Source organism: Polaribacter sp. KT25b, from assembly GCF_900105145.1.
Classification (GTDB): Bacteria; Bacteroidota; Bacteroidia; order Flavobacteriales; family Flavobacteriaceae; genus Polaribacter.
On record NZ_LT629752.1, the window covers coordinates 1,150,001 to 1,167,736 of the forward strand.

The following is a 17,736-nucleotide window of genomic DNA, read 5'->3' on the forward strand; positions in this document are numbered from 1 at the left end:
GCAGATTTAAGAGTAGGTATTTTAACCATTAGAGAAAAATGGGAAAATTATTTAGGCTCAACAACTACGACAGTTACAGAAGAATATTTAGAAGAAAAATATCCAATGGTTGAGTTGGAACAAAATATTCTGATAAACGCATCTTTTTGTCCAACAAAGAGTTTGGTAGAAAAAATTAAAAATTTATCAGAAAATGAAGCTATTTTTAAAGGTGAAGATGTAATTGCTTTTTTTACTTCGGATTCTCAGGAAGAAGTTAATTTTGAAGAGTATAAACAAATTGAATTTGATGAAGAGCTTCTTCAAATTAAAAATACGTGGGATATTTTTTCATTAAATAATGTTGCTATTCAGCAAGATTTCGATTTGATAACAGAAGGTAGAACATCTCAACCAATTCCTGAAGGAACTCGATTCTTAAACAAAGAAAACATCTTTATAGAAGAAGGCGCAGAAATTACTTTTGCAACTTTAAATGCAACTAATGGTCCAATTTATGTTGGAAAAGATGCAGTTATTATGGAAGGTTGCGTTGTTAGAGGCGCTTTAGCAATGTGCGAACATTCTGTTTTAAAAATGGGTGCAAAAGTCTACGGAGCAACTACTTTAGGACCTTATTGTAAAGTTGGTGGAGAGATAAGTAATTCTGTTTTATTCGGATATTCGAGTAAAGGTCATGAAGGATATTTAGGAAATTCAGTTTTAGGAGAATGGTGCAATTTAGGTGCAGATACAAATAATTCTAATCTAAAAAATAATTATGCTGAAGTAAAACTATGGAATTATGAAACTGGTCGTTTTACAAAAACTGGTTTACAATTTTGTGGATTAATGATGGGAGATCATTCTAAATGCGGAATTAACACCATGTTTAATACAGGAACAGTTATTGGAGTTTCAGCAAATATTTATGGAAGCGGATTTCCAAGAAATTTTGTTCCTTCTTTTAGTTGGGGTGGCGCATCTGGCTTCACAGAATATAAAACCGATAAAGTTTTTGAAGTTGCAGAAATTGTTATGAAACGTAGAAATATCAATTTCAATCAAGTAGAACAACGAATTTTAGAAAATGTTTTTGAGGAAACAAAAAAATATAGAAATTACTAAAATATAGATTTAGTCTATAATATAAAAACCATCTCAAATGAGATGGTTTTTATATTTAATAAATATTATTTTCTAATTAAAAGAAAATGCTAATTTTTAAACTGCATGTTTATGTGCCTTGTAAGAAGATCTTACTAAAGCGCCACTTTCTACATACATAAAGCCCATTTCTAAACCAATAGTTTCGTATTTTTTAAACTGTTCTGGAGTGATAAAATCATTTACAGGTAAATGTTTTTTGGTAGGTTGTAAATATTGACCAATTGTTAAAATATCTAAATTTACACCTTGTAAGTCTTTCATTGTTTGTATAACTTCTTCTTCCGTTTCTCCTAAACCAAGCATTAAACCTGTTTTTGTACGCATCCCTTTTTCTTTTAGGTATTTTAAAACACCTAAACTTCTATCGTATTTTGCCTGAATTCTAACTTCTCGAGTTAACCTTCTAACAGTTTCCATATTATGAGAAACTACTTCTGGATGAACTTCTATAATTCTATCAATTTGAGTTGTGTTTCCTTGAAAATCAGGAATTAAAGTTTCTAAAGTTGTAGTTGGATTTGCTCTTCGGATAGCTTCTACAGTTTCTGCCCAAATAATAGAACCACCATCTTTTAAATCATCTCTATCTACAGAAGTAATTACAGCATGTTTAATGCTCATTAATTTTATAGAGCGAGCAACTTTTTCTGGTTCATCCCATTCTACAGTTTCTGGTCTTCCGGTTTTTACACCACAAAATCCACAAGAACGCGTGCAAATATTACCAAGAATCATAAATGTTGCAGTTCCTTCACCCCAACATTCTCCCATGTTTGGGCAACTTCCGCTTGTACAAATAGTATTTAGCTTATATTTATCAACCAAAGTTCTAAGTTCTGTATATTTTTTACCAACAGGTAATTTTACACGTAACCATTTTGGTTTTTTTTGTTTCTCAGTAGGAAGTATTACAGATTCTATTGCCATTTTATATCGTAATTGAAAAGCAAATTTACGAAGAAAAAAAGGAATGAAAAATGTTAAAAGGTGTAGAATTCAGATTGATTTACTTTTTTCTGATAAGTAAGTTTTAATCTCAAAAAGATAGCTTTTTTTATTCTTCTGATATTTCAACTGATTGTTCAATTTCTTTTATTTCTGATTTCAAATTTTATTTCATCAAAAGATAAATTTTAAAGCCAATGTGATAAAAAACAATATTTGAGTTTTTTATCAGAAAATAAAAGAATAGTATTTTTGTACTTAATTTCTCTTTATAATTTCTGCCAACAATTTTTTTGCTCGTAAAAGTTTTACTTTTACATTACTCATTGGTTCGTTAATTTGTTTAGAAATTTCTTTATAGCTAAGTTCCTGAAAATATCGTAATTGAATAACTTCTTGATATTTAGGTTTAAGTTTTTTAATGTCTTTTAACAGCTTAGCTAAATTTTGTTCTCCAATAATTTTATCTTCTGGAGTAGGATTTTCATCAACAACTAAATACACTTTTTCTTCTTGTTCTTTTGTAGTTTCAATAGAAATTGAAGTATTTTTTTTGCGTAATAAATCGATATGTACATTTTTAGAAATGGCAATTAACCATGTTTTAAAAACGTAATTTTCATCAAAAGTATGTATTTTATCAAAAGCTTTAGAGAAAGTCTGAATCGTAATATCCTCAGAATCATTTTCACTTTTTGTGCGTTTTAATTGATAATTATATACTACAGGCCAAAAAGTCTCTAACAAATATCTAAATGCTGCTTGGTTTCCTTCTTTAGCTTTAGATATATTTTGTTCAAGTTTTTTATCGTTTATTTCCAATGAGATGGTTTTGAATTCAAATTAGATATAAATATAGTAATTTGAATCAATAATAAACCAATTTCTAAAAAAGGTAAGAAAAATATAATTTGAGGTTCTTTAAGTTTCTTTGCAGAGATACCTATTATTATATAATAGACCAAACAATAAAACAATACTATTGATAGTGTTATTTGGTAAGGATATGTAAAAAATAAAATGGTTGCTAAAATGTAAAAAAGAATCTTAGTGAAAGCAAATGTATTTAATAAAAAACGATGCTTAAACATATATTTTTTTCTGATGAATGCTGTATCTTTTTTATCAGAAAACCATTTAGAAAATGATTTTGGTGTATCCTTTTCTGTAAAGCTACTTTCTGAAATACAAAAAGTTGTATTTTCTTTTTGAGAAGCGTCTTTAATAAACAAATCTGCTTCGGCAAAATTAATTTTCATATGATTTATAAAACCATTAACTTTAAAAAAAGTTGGTTTATCATATGCATAATTTCCTTCAAAAGCCATAAAAGGTGAATTCATTTTTGCAAATCCGAAGCATTTAATTGCAGTTAATAAATTATCAAAACGTACAAAAATATTGAAGATAGATTTTTCTTTTTTATACTTTCTATACCCTAATATAATTTCTTTTTTAGAAGTAAATTTTTTACTCATTTCAGAAATCCAATCTTTAGAAACAGGATTGCAATTGGCATTTGTAAATAACAAATGATCGTATTTAGACGCTTTAATACCTAAAGTTAAGGCGTATTTTTTACTTGCCCAAAAAGCTTCGTTGTTTTCTACTTGTACAACTTTTATATTTGTATGTTTTTTTGAAAATAATTCAATAATATCATTGGTATCATCTGAAGAAGCATTGTTTATTATAACAATTTCGAATGTTTCATAAGATTGCTCTAAAATTAAAGGAATTAATTTTAGAAGTTTTTCGCTCTGATTTTTAACTAAGATAATTACAGAAACAGGAATTTCTATTTTAGTTTTTCTACTTCTTTTTGGTTTAAAAAGAAAACTAGAAAAAGTAAATAAATAAGTTAACTGAATTACTGCACATACTACAAAGGCGTAGAAAATTACAGATAAAATCATACTTATTTAAACAGATTAATTATGTTGTGGTTCAGAGCAAGTATCAAATTTATCTGGAGTTTTTCCACAAAAACCACAAGACTCTCCACTTTTATTTAACGCAGGGTTTTGACTAGCACAAGTACCTGCAAATTTACCGTCTTTTTTTGCCCAAATTTTAATAGCAATTCCAGCAACCGCAAGTAATAATAAACCTAAAGTAAGCAATAATAATTTCATAAAAAGTAATTATAAAGCAAAGATACATATTCTTATTTTCTCTTAAAAAATTCTACTGTAAATATTTTGCAAAGTGACTTTTTAAAAAAGTATGTGTCGAAATTACAGAGTATAAATGTTTAAAAAATAATATATAATGGAAACAACTACAGAATCTTTAAAAAATTTTTACAATTCAATTTCTTCAGGTTTAGGAGATTGGGGGCTTCAATTAATTGGTGCAATTGCTGCTTTAGTTATAGGGCTTTGGATTATTAGAATGATTATGAAAGGTATTTCTAAAATGTTTGAGAAAACAAAATTAGATGAAACTTTACAACCATTTTTATTAACTACAATTGGTTTTCTTTTAAAACTATTATTAATTGTTTCTATATCAGGAATCGTTGGTTTCCCTGTGGCTTCATTCGCAGCTTTATTAGCTGGTGTTGGTCTAGGAATTGGTGCAGCTTTTAACGGTTCTTTAGGACATATTGCATCTGGAATTATGTTACTTATTTTTAAACCATTTAGAGTTGGAGACTTAATTAAAACAAATGGTGCATTTGGTTTTGTAAAAGAAATATCTGTTTTTGTTACCGTTATAGAAACGTTTCAGAATGAAACTGAAATCATTCCAAACTCTTCAATTACTTCTAATAAAATAACCAATTTAACTAAAATAGGTAACTTACGTATAGATATGCCGTTTGCAATTAGATATGGTTCTGATATTGCAAAAGCAAAACAAATTGTATTAGATGTTTTAAAAAATGATAAATATATTTTACAAGAAGGCGCATTAGCACCAAGAGTTGCTGTAAATAATTTAGGTGTTAATAGTGTTGAGTTATTAGCTTTACCTTATGTAAATTGTGAAAATTATTGGGAAGTATATTGGGATACTAGACAAGAAATAGTAGAAGCTCTTGGAAAAGCTAATTATGAAGCACCTTTGCCACAACGAGTAGTTACTATGACAAAATAAATTATAAAAATACATTTTTTAAAAGAAGACTGTTTTACCAAGCAGTCTTTTTTTGTATGTTTACCCCAGATAAATTATCCATTGGAAGAAAAAAGTTTTATTAAGGATTTAAGGGCTGGAAAACAAACTGCATATAGTCAACTTTTAGATGATTATCAGCAGAAAGTTTTTGGTACTTGTATTTCTTTTGTGCCTAATAGAGAAGATGCAGAAGATATTGCGCAAGAAGTTTTTTTAGAAGTTTTTAAATCGATTTCTAGTTTTAAAGGAGACTCTAAACTCTCTACTTGGATTTATAGAATTGCTACCAATAAATCTCTAGAATTCATCAGAAAAAAGAATACAAAAAAACGTTTTGCGTTTATGCAAACAATTATGGGAAATGAAATTCCAATAGATAAAACGAGTTATTTTACAGAGTTCGATCATCCAGGTATTTTATTAGAAAACAAAGAAAAATCAGCAACTATTTTTAAAGCGATACATACGTTGCCAGAAAATCAAAGAGTAATTTTTACATTGGCTAAAATTGATGGAAAAAGTTATCAAGAAATTGTAGAAATTACAGGTAAAAGTTTATCATCTGTAGAATCTATATTGTTTAGAGCAAAAAAAGGGTTACAAGTAAAATTAGAAAATTTTTATAAAAATGATAAATCATAAATTATTTAGTAAAAAAAATAGAAAGTAACGCAAGTTTTTATACTTTCTTGCATCTAAATAGTTGTAATTGTTTTTAAAAATTGATTAAAAATGAAAAATAAAGAACATATAAATCAGCAAGTTGAAGCTACTTTTAATACTTTAGATGCTATTGAAGAAGTAAAAGTAAATCACTTTTTTAAGCATAAAGTACTTCAGCAATTAAAGAATCAGAAAGAAGAGAAAACCAGCCTTTTTGCTTGGTTTACTCCGCAATTTCAAATGGCTACTTTAGCATTCGTTTTGTTGTTAAATGCAAGCGCAATTTTGTATGCATTTTCATCACAGAAAAATACTTCTAATTCAAGTTTAGAATCCTTTGCACAAGAGTATTCTTTACAATCAGAAACTACTTCATTATTAAATTAGAGATTATGAAAACAAAATTACTTCCAATTCTATTAATACTTTTAATTGTATTGAATGGTGTTTTAATTTTTATGTTGATTAACAAACCACATCAAAATCTAGGGGCTCAACAAGAAAGAAATTTTTTAATTGAAGAGCTTCAGTTTTCTGATAATCAAAAAGATCAATTTATAAATTTAGACAATGCTCACAAAGAAAACATGATGAGTTTTGAAAATGAAATAAGAAGGAATAAAGATATATTGTTCAATTCTTTTTCTAATGAAACTATTAATTTCGATTCTTTAAGCACGGTAATTGGTTCGATACAAGCAAAAAAAGAAATAGAAGTTTTTCGTTTCTTTAAGTCTGTAAGAAAAATTTGTAATAAAGAACAACAAGAAAAATTTGATAAAATTATTAATAAAGCTATAAGAGGAAGTAATCAAGGTCAAAGTCAAGGTCCACCACCAAGAGAAGGAGGAATGCCTCCACCGCCACCAAGATAATTCTTTTGTTGTGGTAAATTCATAAAAAAAAGCCTTGCTAATTCGTTAGCAAGGCTTTTTTTAGTTTGGTTAAAGTTATGTTAACAGCACAAGTTTTTATAAAAATGGGCATCTAAAATAATACAAACCAAAAAATAACCATAAAATGAAAAATCAATTTATTAAGAAAGCAACACTTTTATCGATATTATTTATAGGATTAGTTTCATGTAGCTCAGAAAGTTTAACGGATACAGATACAACAGCTACTGATGATACTGTCGTTACAGAATTACATGCAGCTTTTGCTCAATTTAATACAGAAGCAACAGATATTTATTTATCTAGCGGAGGTACAAAAGTAACGATAGAAACAACAGGTTTACCAAATCACGAAAGTGTGTATTGGGGTTCAAGTAGTTCATTATACAAAGATGAACCCGATGTAAGTACAACTCCATCATTAATGACTAGTAATAATAATGCTACTACTATTACTGTAGATGCAACGCCTAATTTAACAGGTAGTTCAGTTAGCACAGAGTTAAATACTATTGGTATTGCTGTAAGTGGAGCATCAATATTTAATGATCAAGAAGGAAATGGAGCTTTAAGTTCTGCTGCAGGAAGTTTAGATTGGACAGGAGCTCATATTGGGCCTGGAGTTTATCATTATCATTTAGAGCCAAAAGCTTTTTCTAATGATGATGATAATTTAGTTGGTATTTTATTAGATGGCGTTTTTCTTTACGGTAGAAAATGTAATACTACAGGAACATATCCAGAAGATTTAGATACTTCAGGCGGTCATATAACTACCACTCAATATACAGGTGGAGTAGAAGAATATCATTATCATATTATTAATGAATTATACTCAACAACAGGTTCTTATATTGCATTTGCAGGTCCATATAAAGGATATTAAATATGAAAACAGTTAAGTTATTTTTATTGATTTTTATTATTGGTTGTAATACTACAACTAATAATAACGATGTAGAAAGTGATCAATCAGAAAAAATAGTAATTGATGCTGCCAATATTGTTCATAAAGATAGCTTGGTTTTAAATGGTAATGAAGGCAATTGGTATTATAAAAATAAATTGTATAATGGGTTTGCTGTTAAATATTATTCAAATGATTCTCTAAAAGAAAAGACTGGTTTTTTTAATGGAAAAAAGCAAGGAGTTTATAAAGTTTGGTTTGAAAACGGAGTGTTGAAATTAGAAACACATTACAATCAAAATGTACTTGTAGATAGTTATAAAGCTTGGTGGATGAATGGGGTTTTAGCTTTAGAAAGTACGTATAAGAATGGCGAAAAACAAGGAGTTGAACGTCAATGGTTTCCAGACGGAAGCTTATCTAAAGAAAGAAATTTACTAAATGGTAAAGAAAATGGATTGCAAAGAGCTTGGTTACAAAACGGAAAGATTTATGTGAATTACGAAGCAAAAAATGGTAGAACATTTGGTATGAGTCGCGCTACTTTATGTTATCAATTAAAAAATGAAAAAGTTGAAGAAAATAAAACAAAATAGTTTTTTATTACTAGGGATTTTACTCTTTTTAAGTTGTAAAAAAGTAAAAACTGATGATGTTACAAGCAGAGTTGATGCACTTCCTTATTATAATGAAGCTTCTTTTACACCAAAATGGATAGATGTTAAAAGCGATGAATTAAAAACATTTCATAAAATTCCTGATTTTAGTTTAACAAATCAATATGGAAAAAACATCACTCAAAAAACATTTGAGAATAAAATTTATGTGACAGATTTCTTTTTTACAACCTGCCCAGGAATTTGCCCCATGATGACAAAAAATATGACTTTAGTGCAAGAAGCATTTAAAGATGATACTAATGTTTTAATGCTTTCACATTCTGTAACTCCGTCAATAGATTCTGTACTACAATTAAAGAAATACGCAATAGAAAAAGGTGTTGGAAAAAATTGGCATTTGGTTACAGGTGATAAAAAAGAAATTTACGATTTAGGTAGAAAATTTTATTTTGTTGAAGAAGATTTAGGAGAACCTAAAGGAATTGATGATTTTTTACACACAGAAAATTTTGTGTTAATTGATACAAATAAACATATAAGAGGTATTTATAATGGTTTAAATAAGAATTCTGTAGCTCAATTAATTGCAGATATTAAAACATTAAAAGAAGAATAGAAATTTTTTTATTTTGAGTTTGGTTGATTTGCTCCATCATTAATTTGATGGGGTTTTTTTTGATTCAATAAAAATTTTAATAAACTTTTTTTATTAAGTTTTTTTTAACAAAGACCAACACAAGTTTTTAAAAATACGAGCATCTAAACTCTTATAAAACATAACAAATAAATTAATTTAAAGTAAAATAACATGAAACGAAGTACAATTATTATAGCAAGTTTATTAACAATAGCAACCTTAACAATTTCTTGTAAATCTACAGCAGATGCTAAAGAAGAAAGAACAGAAAGATCAGGACAAAGAAAAGGTGGAGAACGCCCAAATTTAGAAACTATTTTTACAGAAATGGATGCTAATAAAGATGGTAAAATTTCTAAAAGTGAAGCAAAAGGCCCTTTATCACAAAGTTTTTCTAAAATAGATACAAATGATGATGGTTTTATTTCTAAAGAAGAATTAAAAAATGCGCCAAAACCAGAAAGAAATGAAAGACCAAGAAATTAAATAATAACAATTTAAAATAAAACAATGAAAAATCTAAAAACCATAATGTTTTCTGCATTAATAGTTACCTCGTTTTTATCTTGTTCTAGTGATGATATATCTGATGTTGATGCAGCGGCAGAAGAAGAAGAAATTGTTGTTGATATAGATGATACAGATTTTGAAGCTACAGATTGGACAACCGAAACTCATAGTAAAGACGCAGATCCAAATTTTGATGAAGTATTTGAAGATAATGCTGTAAAAAGATTAGATATTGTAATTACAGAAAGTAATTGGCAAAGTATGTTATCAGATATGACATCTATGTATGGTGCTTTTGGCTCTCGTAGAGGAAGTTTTTCAAATGATGATGAAGATCCAATTTTTGTACCAAGTGAAGTTTTTTATAATGGTAAAGAATGGTATAAAGTTGGTGTTCGTTTTAAAGGAAATTCAAGTTTAGTAAGTTCTTGGTCTAGTGGAATTTTAAAACTATCATTTAAATTAGATTTTGATGAGTTTGAAGATGATTATCCACAAATTGAAAATCAACGTTTCTACGGATTTAAGAAATTAAGTCTTAAAAATAATTACAATGACAAATCTAACTTAAGAGAAAAAGTTGCTGCAGATATTTTTAGAAATGCTGGTTTAGCAGTTTCTCATACAGCTTTTTATACTGTTTATGTTGATAACGGTAATGGACCACAATATTTTGGTTTGTACACTTTGGTAGAAGAAGTAGATGACACTGTTTTAGATGATCAATTTTCTGATGATAATGGAAATTTATACAAACCAGATGGAGATGCTGCATCTTTTGCAAATGGAACTTTTGATGAAGATGAATATGTGAAAAAAAATAATGAAGATGAAGCAGATTTTACTGATGTACAAAATTTACTAACAATTTTGCATGATGGTTCTAGAACTTCGGATGCAGAAACTTGGAGAACTAATTTAGAAACAGTTTTTGATACAGATGTTTTTATAAAATATTTAGCAGTTAATACGGTTATCCAAAATTGGGATACTTATGGTAGAATGACACATAATTACTTTTTGTACAACAATCCTGCAACAAGCAAATTAAATTGGATTCCTTGGGATAATAATGAAGCTCTACAAACAGGAAATCAAGGTGGTTCTTTAGCTTTAAATTTCTCTGGATTAAGTTCTTCTCAATGGCCTTTAATAGGTTATTTATATCAAGATGATGTATATAAAGCAAAATATGATGCTTATGTAGAAGAGGTTATAAATGGTGCTTTTAATGAAACTACAATTCAAGCATTATACACTAATTATGCTTCTTTAGTAGAAGAATATGCAACATCAGAAGTTAGTGGTTATACATTTTTAAATTCAAGTTCAGATTTTCAATCGGCTGTAAGTACATTAAAAGCACATGCAACATCTCGTAAATCTGTTGTAACTTCTTATTTAAATTAATAAATTATATAAAACATTTTAGTTGAGTTTGGTTAATTGGCTTCATCATTTATTTGATGGAGCCTTTTTTTAGAATAAATATTACATAAGTTTTTTAAAGATATTTTTTACAGCTCTTAATTTATTTAAAATGGTTTTTTATTAGGTTTTTTTTAACAAAACAACAACAAGTTTTTAAGGTAAACAGCATCTAAATTAAAGTAACAATTTAGTAACAATAATTTAATATTAAAATCAATTTTATGTATGCAAAGAAATATTGAAAAATTAATAGCAGAATTTTTACCCATTTCTTTAGAAGAAATGAATAGTGTTGCTTTAATGAAAAGAACAGATACAAAGTTTGTAATTAATAAAACTCAATTGGTTCTAATGCTAGAAAATTTAAATAGCGATTATAAAGTTTTAGAAATTAAAAGTGATAGAATAATGACTTATTCATCTTTGTATTTTGATACTATTGAAAATAAATTTTATAACGATCATCATAACGGCAAAGTTAATAGAACTAAAATAAGACAACGTAAATATGTAGAATCTAATCTTTGTTTTCTAGAAATAAAACAAAAAAATGGTAAAGGAGAAACCAATAAATCGAGAATAAGAGTTAATGATTTCGAACTAGATTTAACGAATACTTCCTTAGATTTTATAACATCAACTACAGACAAAGAATATAATTTAAAACCAAGTTTATGGAACGGTTTTAATAGAATTACGTTGGTAAACCTTAAAGAGAAAGAACGAGTTACTTTAGATTTAAATCTTTCTTATAAAATGAATGAAGTAGAAAAAAACTTTAAGAATCTAGTAATTGTAGAATTAAAGCAAGAACGGTTTAATAGAAAATCAGAAATCGTAAAAGCCTTAAAAGCATTAAGGCAAAACCCTTATAGCATTAGCAAGTATTGTATAGGAATGATAAGTCTTTACAAAGATTTAAAATATAATATTTTCAAAAAAAAATTAATCAAAATTAATAATATAATAGCTCAATAATTTATGGAATTTTTAGATATACCACTATTCGACCAAGACTTTTTTAAAATGATGTTTAGATTTACACTAAACTTTATATTTTTAACTTTAATAATTAGATTTATTTATTACCCAAATTCAAAAAGAAAAGATTACGTTTTTACCTACTATTTAATAAGCATTATTGTGTTTTTTCTATGTTTTACATTAAAAAAATATGAAATGGATATTGGTATGGCATTAGGTCTTTTTGCCATTTTTGGCATAATTCGTTACAGAACTAATCCTGTTGATATTAAAGAAATGACTTATTTGTTTGTTGTAATTGGTGTATCTATCATCAATTCATTAGCAAATAAAAAAATGAGTTATGCAGAAATTCTTTCTGCAAATGCAATTATTGTTGTTGTTCTAGTTTTTATAGAAAAATATTGGGCTCTAAAACAAGTAGTTTCTAAAACTATTGTTTATGAAAATATTGAGAATATTAAACCAGAAAATTACAATTTGCTAAAAAATGATTTAGAAAACAGAACAGGAATAACTATTAATTCAATATCAGTTGGTAATGTAGATTTCTTAAAAGATGTTGCTACGCTTACTATTTATTATTATGAAAATAAACAGATAAATATATAATTTTTTAAAGATGAAAAGCAATAAAACCAACCAGTTATTTTTAAAATTAGTACTATTAAATATTGTGTTATTTACGAGTGTAAATTTAGCACAATCAGAAGGAGAAACAGATTGGGCATCCTGGAGCACAATAGGAGTAGAGTATAAGCTTAATAAAAAATGGAGTTTTGGTCTAGAAGAACAATTTAGATTAAAAGAAAATTTTTCTGAAACCGATAATTTTTTTACACAATTAAATGCAGATTATCAACTGTTTAATAATTTTAAATTAGGCGCAGGAATTAGATATATAAGAGAAAATGATAACACAGGAAACATACAAGGTTATGAAGATCATTTTAGATTTCAGTTTGATGCAGCTTATAAACATAAAATAAATAATTTTAACCTTGGATATCGATTACGTTATCAAAACAAAAATGAGTTAGGTGTTTCTGCGGATGAAGGAGATTATGTAAATCAGAATATTCGTTTTAAAACATCTGTAGAATACAATTTTAATAACTGGAGTTTAGACCCTAAATTTTCTGCAGAAATATTTAATCGTTTTCAAGAAGGAGAAGAAAATGGTTTTAATAAATATAGGTTAACGCTAGGCACAGATTATAAAATTAAGAATATTGGTAAAGTAGGTTTGTTTTATCGATTTGAGAAAGAGCTAAATGTAGATTTTCCTGATACTAAGAATATTTTAGGTTTAAGTTTTATTTATAATATTAAAAACTAGTAAATTAGAAATGAAATCCGTAGAAAATTAAAGCTATTTTTCTACGTATTTTATTTCTAAATTTAGTCCCCAAAAAAAAGCCAAAACTATATTTAATAGTTTTGGACTTTTTTTTTGTACTAATTATTTTCTAGTAAATCTTATTAAATTGATTAACAAGTCTTTTTACCAATTCAGGATTTTGAGCTGCAACATTTACAGATTCATCTGAGTTTGTTCTATGGTCATAAAGTTCTATAAATAAAGGTGTTTCTTTAGGTTTTCTTCTATCTTTCCAAATTACAATTCTATAATCATCTGTTCTCATTGCATAGCCCATAACAAATTGTTCAAAAGTTTTTTTATCCCATTTTTCTCCCATTTGAGCTTTAATTTTATTCTCAATTTTAACAATTAAAGGTTTAAAAAAAGTAGTTCTAAAAGGAGGTGTAAATGGTCTTGCTGCCCATTCTCTTAATGCCGGAGTTGGGAATAAACTAAATGCAGGTTTTTGAGATTTTGTTTTTGGCTTTTTTAAATTTTTCAATAAACTTTTACCTTCTAAATTACTTGGTTTATCTAAACCAGCTAAATCACATAAAGTAGGATATAAATCTAGTAATTCTACCAACGCATCAGATTTTTGCCCTTTTGTTTTATCAGTAATTCCTGGTGCAGAAATAATAAAAGGAACTCTCGTTGCAATTTCATAATTTGTAGCTTTTCCCCAATAACCCATTTCTCCAAGATTAAATCCATGATCAGACCAAAAAACGATAATTGTATTTTCATACTCTCCAGAATCTTTTAAAGCTTGAATCATTTTACCGACCTGAGCATCAATATAACTAATACACGCATAATATCCGTGACGTAATTTTTGCTGTAATTCTACACTAAATTCTCCAGTTTTAGGTATATCAGCAGAAACACGTAATTCTAAAGATTCAGATAAACCCATTGCAGCACCATCTTTTGGCGGATTTACATTTGTAGCAATAGGAATTTTTGTTTCATCATATAAATCCCAATATTTTTTTGGAGCAATCCAATCTAAATGCGGTTTTTTAAATCCTAAAGCAAGAAACCAAGGTTTGTCGTCTTTTTTAACCATTTCATTTAAGGTTGCAATAGCAGAAAGTGTGTTATGTCCGTCTTCATAAGTTTCATCTGGTACATCTGCAGATTCTAAAGCCGGTCCTTTATCTAACCAGTTTTCACGAATAAGTTTTTCGCCATATTTAGCTTCTAAAGCAATCTTGTTTTTTAAATACATTAATTGGCTTTCTGCAAGTGCATAACCACCAGAAGTTTCAGGAATATTATCATTTAATTTTACTATAGTAGGTTTTCTACTCCAAGACAATTCTTGGTCGTTATATTTTCCGTGAAAAACTTTACCAAGATAAACAGTTTCATATCCATTCTCTTTAAAATGCTGAGGTAACGTAACAATACTTGGTCTGTTTGCTCTAAAATCTTGAAATAAATCGATAACATTAATTGTTTCTGGACGAGATCCAGTTAAAATACTTGCACGAGAAGGCCCACAAATAGATTGCTGAACATAGGCTTTGTTAAATTGAATTCCTTCACTTGCCAACTTATCAATATTAGGAGATATTACAACATCAGAACCATAAGTTCCAAGATCTGCACGTAAATCATCTACGGCAATAAATAATACATTTGGTTGCTTTTTCTTTTGAGAGAATCCTGTAAAAGAAATCACAATCGATAATAATAAAGTACTTAGTAAAAACTTGTTTTTCATTCTAGAAGTATTTGAATAATTCAACTTATAAACTATTGTGTGTTTAGAATATCAAAATAGCAAAAAAATCAACAATAATACTTCATATAAATTACCTTAATATGTGGGTATTTTATCCGAAAAAATAAATTTAACTTAGTTTAATTTCTTATAAGTTTAGAATTCTATTTATAAATTTATCATAATAGTAAATTATAAATAAAGCTTTAATCAGATTTTCTGATGAGTTTTTTAAAGGATAATATTTACTTCAATTTCTAAAGAAATACCAAATTTTTGAAGAATTGTCTGTTTTATTTTTTCAGCAAGCTGATAAATTTCTAATCCGGTGGCATTGCCATAATTTACCAAAACCAATGCTTGTTTTTCGTGAACACCATAATTGCCAAAACGTTTTCCTTTAAAACCAGCTTGTTCAATTAACCAACCTGCAGGAATTTTATATTCAACGTCACCTTTAGAGTCGCCTAAAGGTTTTATTTCATAAAAAGGTACTTTTGAATTTGCTTCTTTTATTTTTAAAAACTGTTTTTTAGAAACTACAGGGTTTTTAAAAAAACTACCACTATTTCCTATTTTTTTCGGATCTGGAAGTTTCGATTTTCTGATAGTAATTACAGCATCAGAAATGTTTTTTAAAGTAGGCTTTTCTATTTCTTTGGATGCTAATTCAACATCAATTGCACCGTAAGAAGTGTTTAGTTGATGCTTATTTTTAGTTAATTTAAAACTAACAGAAGTAATAATATATTTCCCTTTTACTTCGTTTTTAAAAATAGAATTTCTATATCCAAAATTACATTCATCATTTGAAAAAGAAACTAATTTACCAGTTTCAATTTCTAGTGCTTCAACTTTTGTAATTGTGTCTTTTACTTCAACGCCATACGCACCAATATTTTGAATAGGGCAAGTACCAACATTACCAGGAATTAAAGATAAGTTTTCAATTCCGCCATAATTATTTTCAACACACCAAACTACAAATTCGTGCCAACTTTCGCCAGCATTTACCGTAATAAAAACTTCGTTTTCATTTTCTTTATCAATAGAAATTCCTTTAATATTAATGTGAACAACCAACTCTTTAATATCTTTTGTAAGCAACATATTACTTCCGCCAGAAATTAAAAAAAGGTCTTTTTCAACTTTTAAAAGTTGTTGTAATTGATATACAGAATCAATAGAAATAAAACGTTTGGCATTTACAGAAATACCAAACGTATTATAATTTTTTAAAGATTTGTTTTGTTGAATGTTCAAAAAAAAATATTTTTTATTTGAATGTATACGATTTATATAAACCGAATTTGTTCAAAAATAAGTTTATGAATTGTATTGTTTTAAAGCTTTAGCTAAAATTTCTACAGATCTAATTAAGTCTTTTTTATTTAAAACGTATGCAATTCTTATCTGCTTTTTACCTTCGCCAGCAGTAGAATAAAATCCGCTTGCGGGCGCAACCATTACGGTTTCATTATTATCACTAAATTCTTCTAAAAGCCATTGCGCAAAATCATCAGAATCTATAACAGGTAATTCTACAACACAATAAAAAGCACCTTTTGGATTGGCAACTTTTATACCTTCAATTTTTTTTAATTCTGTAATTAATGTATTTCTTCTTTCTACATATTCTTCAATTACTTCATCAAAATAACTTTGTGGTGTTTCTAAAGCTGCTTCACTAGCAATTAATGCATATGTTGGCGGGCTTAACCTAGCTTGTGCAAATTTAATAGCAGTTTTAATAAATTCTTCGTTTCTAGAAACAATACAACCAATTCTTGCGCCACACATGCTGTAACGTTTAGAAACAGAGTCTATTACAATAGCATTTTGCTCTAAGCCTTCTATAGATAATATAGAAGTGTGTTGTAAACCATCGTAGGTAAATTCTCTATAAACTTCATCGGCAATTAAATATAAATCGTGCTTTAAAACAATTTGTTTTAGTTTTTCAATTTCTTCTTTAGAGTATAAATATCCTGTCGGATTTCCTGGATTACAAATTAAAATTGCTTTTGTTTTTTTTGTGATAAGTTTTTCAAAATCTTCAATTTTGGGTAAAGCAAAATTATTATCAATAGAAGAAATTACAGGAACTACAGTAACTCCAGAAGCAGTAGAAAATCCGTTGTAATTTGCATAAAAAGGTTCTGGAATTATAATTTCATCACCAGGGTCTGTAATACTTCCTATAGAAAAAAGTAAGGCTTCAGAACCACCGGTTGTTATTACAATATTATTTACATTAACATTAATATTATGGTTTTTATAGTAATTGGCAAGTTTAGTTCTGTATTCTTCAGAACCTTCAGAACGTGCATAAGATAATGTTGTAATATTATTGTTTTTTACAGCATCTAAAGCAACTTGTGGTGTTTTAATATCTGGTTGACCGATATTTAAATGAAATACTTTTGTACCTCTTTTTTTAGCATCTTCTGCATATGGCACCAATTTTCTAATTGGCGATTCTGGCATTTGTATTCCTTTTTTAGATATTGTTGGCATAATATTGAATTACTTTATTTGTATGCAAATTTGCGAAATATTTTTTAGATGTGCATTTTAAATTAAGTTTCTTTAAATGTAAAATTTATAATAAAACTTTTTAAATCAGTTTCTTAATTTGTATCTTCATTAAAATCTAAATTTTATTTTTTGAAAAGAACATTAAAACTAGTTATAATTATTTTATTTACTTTTTTTTAAAAGCAAAAGCTCAAGAAAGTTTTCGTTTTATAAATCAAAGTAAAAAGCATCAACGTGTTAA

Annotated in this window: 20 protein-coding genes (1 of these 20 running past the window's edge); 13 read left to right on the forward strand and 7 right to left on the reverse strand. The window is 27.6% G+C overall.

Annotated elements, in window-relative coordinates; genetic code table 11:
- A protein-coding gene (locus tag BLT70_RS04775) for a GlmU family protein (RefSeq protein WP_091892174.1) crosses the window boundary here: on the forward strand, nucleotides 1-1,107 show its 3' portion. It extends 69 nt beyond the left edge of the window; the window shows 1,107 of its 1,176 coding nt (coding positions 70-1,176); the start codon falls outside the window, past its left edge; it ends in the stop codon at nucleotides 1,105-1,107.
- A gap of 96 nt (nucleotides 1,108-1,203) precedes the next feature.
- Here the strand turns inward: BLT70_RS04775 and lipA are convergent, their stop codons facing one another.
- From lipA to BLT70_RS04795, 4 genes are all read right to left on the reverse strand, one after another.
- Nucleotides 1,204-2,076, reverse strand: a complete 873-nt coding sequence (lipA, locus tag BLT70_RS04780) for a lipoyl synthase (protein ID WP_091892176.1) — start codon at nucleotides 2,074-2,076, stop codon at nucleotides 1,204-1,206.
- A 276-nt stretch (nucleotides 2,077-2,352) separates the two neighbouring features.
- Nucleotides 2,353-2,916 (reverse strand): RNA polymerase sigma factor, encoded by a 564-nt coding sequence (locus tag BLT70_RS04785; RefSeq protein WP_091892178.1) that lies wholly within the window; start codon nucleotides 2,914-2,916, stop codon nucleotides 2,353-2,355.
- Nucleotides 2,907-4,010: a glycosyltransferase gene (locus BLT70_RS04790; RefSeq protein WP_091892180.1), complete on the reverse strand. Its 1,104-nt coding sequence runs from the start codon at nucleotides 4,008-4,010 to the stop codon at nucleotides 2,907-2,909. Before BLT70_RS04790 ends, BLT70_RS04785 begins: the two co-directional genes overlap by 10 nt.
- A gap of 15 nt (nucleotides 4,011-4,025) precedes the next feature.
- Nucleotides 4,026-4,229 carry a membrane or secreted protein gene (locus BLT70_RS04795; RefSeq protein ID WP_091892182.1) on the reverse strand — a complete coding sequence of 68 codons (204 nt, stop codon included), beginning with the start codon at nucleotides 4,227-4,229 and terminating at the stop codon, nucleotides 4,026-4,028.
- A 136-nt stretch (nucleotides 4,230-4,365) separates the two neighbouring features.
- Here BLT70_RS04795 and BLT70_RS04800 point away from each other — a divergent pair, with 136 nt between their 5' ends.
- The 12 genes from BLT70_RS04800 (at nucleotide 4,366) to BLT70_RS04855 (ending at nucleotide 13,204) form a co-directional block, all read left to right on the forward strand.
- Nucleotides 4,366-5,196, forward strand: coding sequence for a mechanosensitive ion channel family protein (locus BLT70_RS04800; RefSeq protein ID WP_091892184.1), 831 nt, complete (start codon nucleotides 4,366-4,368; stop codon nucleotides 5,194-5,196).
- An 81-nt stretch (nucleotides 5,197-5,277) separates the two neighbouring features.
- Complete coding sequence (locus BLT70_RS04805) at nucleotides 5,278-5,859, forward strand: RNA polymerase sigma factor (RefSeq protein WP_091892186.1); 582 nt, start codon at nucleotides 5,278-5,280, stop codon at nucleotides 5,857-5,859.
- A 90-nt stretch (nucleotides 5,860-5,949) separates the two neighbouring features.
- Nucleotides 5,950-6,267 carry a hypothetical protein gene (locus tag BLT70_RS04810; RefSeq protein ID WP_091892188.1) on the forward strand — a complete coding sequence of 106 codons (318 nt, stop codon included), beginning with the start codon at nucleotides 5,950-5,952 and terminating at the stop codon, nucleotides 6,265-6,267.
- Nucleotides 6,268-6,272: 5 nt separating this feature from the next.
- Entirely contained in the window at nucleotides 6,273-6,755 is a 483-nt protein-coding gene (locus BLT70_RS04815; protein ID WP_091892190.1) for a hypothetical protein, read from the forward strand.
- 145 nt (nucleotides 6,756-6,900) lie between these two features.
- The gene (locus BLT70_RS04820; protein WP_091892192.1) at nucleotides 6,901-7,662 is read left to right on the forward strand and encodes a YHYH protein; all 762 of its coding nucleotides are present in this window, start codon (nucleotides 6,901-6,903) and stop codon (nucleotides 7,660-7,662) included.
- A gap of 2 nt (nucleotides 7,663-7,664) precedes the next feature.
- Nucleotides 7,665-8,279, forward strand: coding sequence for a toxin-antitoxin system YwqK family antitoxin (locus tag BLT70_RS04825; RefSeq protein ID WP_091892194.1), 615 nt, complete (start codon nucleotides 7,665-7,667; stop codon nucleotides 8,277-8,279).
- Nucleotides 8,248-8,919, forward strand: coding sequence for an SCO family protein (locus BLT70_RS04830; protein ID WP_091892196.1), 672 nt, complete (start codon nucleotides 8,248-8,250; stop codon nucleotides 8,917-8,919). Before BLT70_RS04825 ends, BLT70_RS04830 begins: the two co-directional genes overlap by 32 nt.
- A gap of 192 nt (nucleotides 8,920-9,111) precedes the next feature.
- A complete protein-coding gene (locus BLT70_RS04835; RefSeq protein ID WP_091892198.1) occupies nucleotides 9,112-9,426 on the forward strand; it encodes an EF-hand domain-containing protein in 315 nt (104 codons plus the stop codon).
- 24 nt (nucleotides 9,427-9,450) lie between these two features.
- Nucleotides 9,451-10,860 (forward strand): CotH kinase family protein, encoded by a 1,410-nt coding sequence (locus BLT70_RS04840; RefSeq protein WP_091892200.1) that lies wholly within the window; start codon nucleotides 9,451-9,453, stop codon nucleotides 10,858-10,860.
- Between the two features lie 246 nt (nucleotides 10,861-11,106).
- On the forward strand, nucleotides 11,107-11,859 hold the full coding sequence (locus BLT70_RS04845) for a polyphosphate polymerase domain-containing protein (RefSeq protein ID WP_091892202.1): 753 nt from the start codon (nucleotides 11,107-11,109) through the stop codon (nucleotides 11,857-11,859).
- Nucleotides 11,860-11,910: 51 nt separating this feature from the next.
- Nucleotides 11,911-12,477, forward strand: a complete 567-nt coding sequence (locus BLT70_RS04850) for a DUF4956 domain-containing protein (protein ID WP_231962820.1) — start codon at nucleotides 11,911-11,913, stop codon at nucleotides 12,475-12,477.
- A gap of 10 nt (nucleotides 12,478-12,487) precedes the next feature.
- Complete coding sequence (locus BLT70_RS04855) at nucleotides 12,488-13,204, forward strand: DUF2490 domain-containing protein (protein WP_091892206.1); 717 nt, start codon at nucleotides 12,488-12,490, stop codon at nucleotides 13,202-13,204.
- 130 nt (nucleotides 13,205-13,334) lie between these two features.
- On the opposite strand, the gene BLT70_RS04860 is transcribed toward BLT70_RS04855, so the two are convergent.
- From BLT70_RS04860 to BLT70_RS04870, 3 genes are all read right to left on the reverse strand, one after another.
- Complete coding sequence (locus tag BLT70_RS04860; protein WP_091897418.1) at nucleotides 13,335-14,957, reverse strand: sulfatase; 1,623 nt, start codon at nucleotides 14,955-14,957, stop codon at nucleotides 13,335-13,337.
- 231 nt (nucleotides 14,958-15,188) lie between these two features.
- Nucleotides 15,189-16,220, reverse strand: a complete 1,032-nt coding sequence (gene murB / locus BLT70_RS04865) for a UDP-N-acetylmuramate dehydrogenase (RefSeq protein ID WP_091892208.1) — start codon at nucleotides 16,218-16,220, stop codon at nucleotides 15,189-15,191.
- 63 nt (nucleotides 16,221-16,283) lie between these two features.
- Nucleotides 16,284-17,474, reverse strand: a complete 1,191-nt coding sequence (locus tag BLT70_RS04870) for a pyridoxal phosphate-dependent aminotransferase (RefSeq protein ID WP_091892210.1) — start codon at nucleotides 17,472-17,474, stop codon at nucleotides 16,284-16,286.
- Nucleotides 17,475-17,736: the final 262 nt, after the last annotated feature.

What these genes read in the sequence shown, in the direction of transcription:
- BLT70_RS04870 (WP_091892210.1), bottom strand. Translation starts at nt 17,474, where the DNA reads ATGCCAACAATATCTAAAAAAGGAATACAAATGCCAGAATCGCCAATT.
- BLT70_RS04815 (WP_091892190.1), top strand. Translation starts at nt 6,273, where the DNA reads ATGAAAACAAAATTACTTCCAATTCTATTAATACTTTTAATTGTATTG.
- BLT70_RS04810 (WP_091892188.1), top strand. Translation starts at nt 5,950, where the DNA reads ATGAAAAATAAAGAACATATAAATCAGCAAGTTGAAGCTACTTTTAAT.
- BLT70_RS04825 (WP_091892194.1), top strand. Translation starts at nt 7,665, where the DNA reads ATGAAAACAGTTAAGTTATTTTTATTGATTTTTATTATTGGTTGTAAT.
- BLT70_RS04835 (WP_091892198.1), top strand. Translation starts at nt 9,112, where the DNA reads ATGAAACGAAGTACAATTATTATAGCAAGTTTATTAACAATAGCAACC.
- BLT70_RS04790 (WP_091892180.1), bottom strand. Translation starts at nt 4,010, where the DNA reads ATGATTTTATCTGTAATTTTCTACGCCTTTGTAGTATGTGCAGTAATT.
- BLT70_RS04855 (WP_091892206.1), top strand. Translation starts at nt 12,488, where the DNA reads ATGAAAAGCAATAAAACCAACCAGTTATTTTTAAAATTAGTACTATTA.
- BLT70_RS04830 (WP_091892196.1), top strand. Translation starts at nt 8,248, where the DNA reads ATGAAAAAGTTGAAGAAAATAAAACAAAATAGTTTTTTATTACTAGGG.
- BLT70_RS04860 (WP_091897418.1), bottom strand. Translation starts at nt 14,957, where the DNA reads ATGAAAAACAAGTTTTTACTAAGTACTTTATTATTATCGATTGTGATT.
- BLT70_RS04845 (WP_091892202.1), top strand. Translation starts at nt 11,107, where the DNA reads ATGCAAAGAAATATTGAAAAATTAATAGCAGAATTTTTACCCATTTCT.
- BLT70_RS04840 (WP_091892200.1), top strand. Translation starts at nt 9,451, where the DNA reads ATGAAAAATCTAAAAACCATAATGTTTTCTGCATTAATAGTTACCTCG.
- BLT70_RS04820 (WP_091892192.1), top strand. Translation starts at nt 6,901, where the DNA reads ATGAAAAATCAATTTATTAAGAAAGCAACACTTTTATCGATATTATTT.
- BLT70_RS04800 (WP_091892184.1), top strand. Translation starts at nt 4,366, where the DNA reads ATGGAAACAACTACAGAATCTTTAAAAAATTTTTACAATTCAATTTCT.
- BLT70_RS04850 (WP_231962820.1), top strand. Translation starts at nt 11,911, where the DNA reads ATGTTTAGATTTACACTAAACTTTATATTTTTAACTTTAATAATTAGA.
- BLT70_RS04795 (WP_091892182.1), bottom strand. Translation starts at nt 4,229, where the DNA reads ATGAAATTATTATTGCTTACTTTAGGTTTATTATTACTTGCGGTTGCT.
- lipA (WP_091892176.1), bottom strand. Translation starts at nt 2,076, where the DNA reads ATGGCAATAGAATCTGTAATACTTCCTACTGAGAAACAAAAAAAACCA.